3 protein-coding genes are annotated in these 5,744 nt (G+C 55.8%); all 3 read right to left on the reverse strand.

Annotation, left to right across the window (positions count from 1 at the left end):
• Positions 1–270: 270 nt before the first annotated feature.
• The 3 genes from Q7U71_02530 to ltaE all read right to left on the reverse strand — a co-directional run bounded on the left by Q7U71_02530 (position 271) and on the right by ltaE (position 5,592).
• Positions 271–3,480 carry a BTAD domain-containing putative transcriptional regulator gene (locus tag Q7U71_02530; protein MDO9390630.1) on the reverse strand — a complete coding sequence of 1,070 codons (3,210 nt, stop codon included), beginning with the start codon at positions 3,478–3,480 and terminating at the stop codon, positions 271–273.
• Positions 3,481–3,611: 131 nt separating this feature from the next.
• Positions 3,612–4,472, reverse strand: a complete 861-nt coding sequence (gene speD / locus Q7U71_02535; protein MDO9390631.1) for an adenosylmethionine decarboxylase — start codon at positions 4,470–4,472, stop codon at positions 3,612–3,614.
• Positions 4,473–4,548: 76 nt separating this feature from the next.
• Entirely contained in the window at positions 4,549–5,592 is a 1,044-nt protein-coding gene (gene ltaE, locus Q7U71_02540) for a low-specificity L-threonine aldolase (GenBank protein ID MDO9390632.1), read from the reverse strand.
• Positions 5,593–5,744: the final 152 nt, after the last annotated feature.

Genomic DNA, 5,744 nt, shown 5'->3' on the forward strand with positions numbered 1-5,744 from the left:
CCCAGTTTTTTCTGGGTCCGGGCCGGATGATCCTTGTACTCAAAGCCCCAGTGGAAAGAGGCGACGATGATGTCGCAGGAATCGCGGATGGCGGCGATGGAACGGGCCACGCAGGCCGAACGAGTATTTTTTCTTTTTGGTTCTTTTCCTTAGTTGACAGCATAAAAAATAAAAAAACCATAGTTGGGTTAAATCTACGTTTTTGACAGCCCATTATTTTATCTATACTTTTCCTGAGCAAGTTAGATAGTCATATTTAATTATTACGGCCTATTTCTTTGGTGCCATAACCATCCGGTAAATTTCCATGGTCTCGGTAGCAGGCTCCGCCTTCAATTCCTTGCGCAGGGCTTTTTCTATGTTGGCAAACAGGGCCCTGGCTTGGTTAAGATCTCCCTTCGCCCCGTGGATCCTGATCAGCCCCCTGCAGGCCTCCTCGCACAATTCGTCGCGCCCGATGGCCAGTTCATAACATTCCCGGCTGGTCTCCAGTTCTCCGTCCCGGAGATGCAGGGCCCCCAGCTTTAACAGCGCCTTTTGGTGCAGATCCTCCAGCCGGCGGGATATCCCCTGGACCCAGTCCTCCGCCCAACCCTGGCAGAACTCTCCCCGCTTAAGGGACAATGCTTGGGCCATGCTCTTTTTGGAGGCCGCGTTATCCCCGGCCTTTTCCGATTCCCGCGATCCGGCCAATAGTTCCTCAAAGGCCCGGACATCGGTCCTCACCGGCAGGCCGGGGCCGATCCGGTATCTTCCCCCCTCTTTTACTATGGCCTTGCCATAGGATCTCCCGATGCTTTTCTGCAGGCCCTGCCGCACCTCGAACAGAACCAGATGAAAATTGTCCACCGCCTGTTTGGGCTTGACCCTGGGCCACATGGCCTCCAGGATCTCCTCCCGATTCAGGCCCCGCTCCCAGTGATATGCCAGAAGACACAACAATTGCCGGGCCTGGCGCCTTAAGCCGCTGGTGATCTCCTTTTCGCCTCTGAAGATGCCGGGGGTTCCCATCAGTTCCACCCGCAGTCCGGCTTCCACTTGAGCCGGACCTTTAACCTCTGCGGACATGAAGGACGGAATGGTCAGCAGATAGGTTTTCTCTATTGTGCATTTCTGGGCCAATCGGCAAAGAGATGGGCTGGCCCTCAGTTCGCAGGCCAGCAGGCCGTCAAAGCCGTAGTCTTTGGACAGGGTGACCGCTTTAAGGAACCAGCGTTCAGCCTCTTTCGGCCTTTTCAACCCGGCCTGTATGCCCGCCTCGGCCAGATAACAGATTATTTCCCCCATCTTGCCGAAATATTTGATGGCCTGCTCCCGGCATGAGTCCAGGGCTTCCCGGGCCGGGCCGTATTGCTCCTTGAATATCCCGATCATGGCCTGTTCCATCAAGACCGCGATCCGGTCCAGCGGCCCAAGCGGCTGTTGTTTCATCAGCTCCAGATAATGGCGGGCCTGGTCCGGATCGCCCCGGTAGCGGGAAAGGCGGCTTAGCTGGCGGAGCGCTATGCAGACCGAACGGGTCCAGTTCATCTCCTTGAAAATATCGTGGGCCCTTTCCAGGTGCTTTTGGGCCCGGTCCCATTCTCCCTTAAAAAGATAAAGGTACCCGTAGCCAAACTCCAGCATGGATTCGGAGAAAATATCTTCATAGCCCCGGCACACCGCCTGCCCCTTGTTCAGGCATTCACCGGCCCAATCGTACCGTCCGTAATCCAGGGCCACTTTGGCGGCGTTGTGAAAGTATGAGCCCACCAGGTGCGAGTAATCATCGCCGATCATTTCGATGATCCCCTTGTAGATGTTGAAGGCCTTGCGCTTTTCCCCGATGCTTTCCCACAGCACGGACTGCTTCTGCTCAATGTAAACCGCCTGCATCTTGTTGGAGGTTCCTTTCAGCAGTTTCCGGGCCTGGTTCAGGCAGGTTTTGGCCTTGTTGGCATCCCCCAGCCCCTCCAGCCAGACCTGGGCGGTGAACCCCAGGATGGAGGTCTTCAGGTCGCTGTTCTCCGGTGCGCAGCATTTAAGGGCCAGCTTAAGAACCGTCAGGGCTTCTTTGGATTCCCCCTTGCGGTGCAGTACTATGCTTTTTTCGTAAAGTACATAAGCCCGGGAAGAACTTTGGACCGCTTTCCCCTGCAGTTGCTTTTCCGCCCGCTGGTAAAGGTTTTCGGCCTGTTCCAGCTTGCCCTGCTCCTTGCACAGCACCGCCTGGACCGCATACAGCCAGGGGAACTCGTCATAGACCTGCGGGGCCAGGCGCTCCAGCCAGGAGCGGAGCAGGGCGAACTGGGCCCGGTTGATCAACCGCTCCCGGTCCCGGTCTATCAGCCGCACCGCTTCCCGGTGCTTGTCAGCGGAAAGATAATGCCCGATGGCCTTGGCTGATTCGCCGTTCTTTTCGTGGTGCTCCGCCGCCCGGGCGTGAAGCCCGCTCCTTTCGCCCGGATCGGTCAACTGGTCGTAAAGAAACTCCCGGAAAAGCCTGTGGTACCTGTATTCCCCTGAGTTGGTCATAGAGACAAACAGGTTGCTGTTGACCAGCTCCTCCAGCTGCCTTTCGGATTTATTGGCCTTTAGGACATAGCGGCAGGACTCCGCGGTCATGACGTCCAACACTGAACTGCGTTTTAAAAAATCCTTTAAGTCCTCGTTCTCCCGGTTGAAGATCTCCCCGGCAAAATACCGGAACAGGTCTCCGTGCTCCTCCAGATAAGCGTTCAGCATTTCCCGCACCGAACGTCCGTCCCGGCCGGCGGCCTGCAGTATCAGCTGGACCCCGGTGATCCAGCCTTCGGTCTTCTGGGCCAGGCCTTTGATGTCGGTTTCCGAAAGGCTGATCTTATAGAATTGCTCCAGCAGGGATCTGATCTCTTCTTCGGTGAATTTCAGCGATTCCCGGCTCAGTTCGGCCAGGTCGCGTTTGGCCCGCCACTTGGGAAGGGAGGGCAGCGGAGGTTCCTTGCGGGAGGCTATCACCAGGTGGACGCCCGGGGGCAGATGATCGATGAAATAATCCAGCGCCTGGTGCACTTCGCTGTCATCGGACAGGGAGTGGTAGTCGTCCAGAAAGATGAATAGCTCTTCGTTGCGCTTCTCCACCAGCTCGTTCAGCAGTGTCCCCATGGCCAGCCGGTGGTTCTTGCCGATGTCGGTGCCCCGGTCGACCAGGCCCTGGCAGCGCTTGGCCAGCCCCGGCTGCAGCCTCTCCAGCCCGCAGACCAGGCCGGAATAGAACGTCACCAGATCGCTGTCCTCCGGCTCCAAGGAAAGGAACACTCCGGGCAGGCGGGCCTTCTCGCTGATCTGGGCCAGCAGGGTGGTCTTTCCGTACCCCGCATCGCCGGTGATCACCAGCAGACGGCGGTCCAGCTGGTTCCCCAAAGCGTCCATCAGCCGGGGCCTTTTAAGGGTTTCCGGCTTGGGCCGGGGAAGCTGCAGCTTGGAACGAAGGATTAGTGACGGTTGAACTGTTTTAGCCATGCCTTTACTATACAAAATTATTTTATGACTGTCAATATAATAAACAACTATTTTAGGGTTTGTTCTATGGAAACAAAAAAAGGGACTGTTGGCACAGTCCCTTTTCACGGCTCCTCAGCATTATAACCTCTTTAGAACCTGGGCGTATTCTCCCCCGAAAATATCTCGTACATCTCCTTCTGCAGGCGCTTCTTTATCTTGAACTTGTCCCAGGCCAGCAGTTTTTTCTGGCCCCGGCCGAACAGGTATTCGTCGATGTCAAAATCCTTCAGCACCATCTTGGTGTGAAAGATGTTCTCCTGGTAAACATTGATGTCCACCATCTGGTAATCCTTGACCAGCTCCTTGGAGAGGTAGTTCTGGATGGAGTTGATCTTGTGGTCGATATAGTACTTCTTGCCGGAGACATCCCGGGTAAAGCCCCGCACCCTATAGTCCATGATGGCGATGTCGGAATAGAAGCAGTTGATCAGGTAGTTCAGGGCCCGCAGCGGAGAGATCACCCCGCAGGTGGAGACGTCTATGTCGGCCCGGAAAGTGCTGATCCCGTTGTCGGGGTGGCTTTCGGGATAAGTGTGGACGGTGATGTGGCTCTTGTCCAGGTGCCCCACCACATCCTGGTGCTCCAGGTTCTCGGCGGTGCCGTTGGGAAAGTCTATGTGCTCCGGCTGGACGTGCTCTTCCGAGATCAGCATGGTGACGCTGGCCCCCTGGGGGTCGTAGTCCTGCTGGGCGATGTTCAGCACCTTGGCCCCGATGATATTGGCCACCTCGGTCAGGATCTTGGTCAGCCGGGCCGCGTTGTATTCCTCATCGATGTACTTGATGTACTCTTCCCGGTGCTTCTGGTTCTTGGCGTAGCAGATGTCGTACATGTTGAAGCTCAGGGTCTTGGTCAGGTTGTTGAACCCGTGAAGCTTCAGGCTTTTCAGGGGTTTGACGTCGGTCTTGGTGTTTTTGATGTGGGAGATCTGCTGGGATTTGTATTTCATCTCAAGCCTTTAACGAATATTTTGTTGACCGGTAAAAGTGAGCAATTATATATAGTTCCAGGTAAAATAGCAATGATTATTTATTGCGTCCGCCAAATGTTTTCTTCACTATGGCCCCGGCGTTTTCTATGTCTTTATCGTTCACGTCCAGATGGGTCACCGCCCGGAGCCGGGTGGGGCCAAAAGACACCAGCCACAGGCCTTTCCCGGCCAGTATTTCCATGGCCTGCTCTGATCGCATTCCGGTTTGTTTGATGTCGAAGACAACTATGTTGGTCTGGACGCTGGCCAGATCTATCCTGATCTTTGGTATTTGAGATATAGTTTGGGCTAATGTTTGAGCCCGCTTATGATCCTCGGCCATTCTTTTGAGGTTGTGTTTTAGCGCATACAGCCCGGCCCCGGCCAAAATACCCGCCTGGCGCATACCTCCGCCCATCATCTTGCGGTTGCGCCTGGCCTTTTCTATGAACTCTTTATCTCCCACCAGCACCGAGCCCGCCGGACAGCCCAGGCCCTTGGAGAAACAGACCATCACCGAGTCGAAGTATTTGGAATATTCCTTTAAGCCGACTCCGCTGGCAATGGAGGCATTCCACAAGCGGGCGCCGTCCAGATGCATTTTTATCTTGTGTTTTTTGCACAAGGCGGAGATCTTTTTTATCTCGTCCAGTGGATAGATGACCCCGCCGGCCCGGTTGTGGGTGTTTTCCAGACAGACCACAGTGGTTTGCGGCTGGTGGATGTCGGCCGGGCGGATGGCCTCCCTGACCTGCTCCGCCGTCATGATCCCGCCCGGGCCGGAGATGGTATGGAACTGCAGGCCTGACATTACCGCCGCCCCGGCCACTTCGTAGCGGAAGATGTGGGACTCGTGGTCCAGGACCACTTCGTCCCCGGGCTGGGTCAGGGTCTTTAACGCGATCTGATTTCCCATGGTGCCGGAGGGCACGTACAACCCGGCCTGCTTGCCCAGCAGTTTGGCGGTCTCGATTTGCAACTTATTGACCGTGGGGTCGTCGCCGATGACGTCGTCGCCCAGCGGAGCGATGAACATGGCCCGCTTCATGGCGGCCGAGGGTTTGGTGACCGTGTCGGAGCGAAGGTCTATGATCTTCATTGGGATTTGTGAATTGATGTTTGGGATTGGTGGCATACCGGTTAACCGAATATCGAATACCGAAGACTGAATACTGACTACCTATTATTGCTTCCTGCGCATAGTTTCGTAGATCTCCGCCGCCGCCCGTTTGGCCGCTCCCGGCTCGCCCA

This window comes from bacterium (assembly GCA_030655055.1).
Lineage (GTDB): Bacteria > Edwardsbacteria > AC1 > AC1 > EtOH8 > UBA5202.

Bases quoted from the DNA above. Each gene is read 5' to 3' on its own strand.
- Q7U71_02530 (MDO9390630.1), bottom strand. From the start codon at position 3,480: ATGGCTAAAACAGTTCAACCGTCACTAATCCTTCGTTCCAAGCTGCAG.
- speD (MDO9390631.1), bottom strand. From the start codon at position 4,472: ATGAAATACAAATCCCAGCAGATCTCCCACATCAAAAACACCAAGACC.
- ltaE (MDO9390632.1), bottom strand. From the start codon at position 5,592: ATGAAGATCATAGACCTTCGCTCCGACACGGTCACCAAACCCTCGGCC.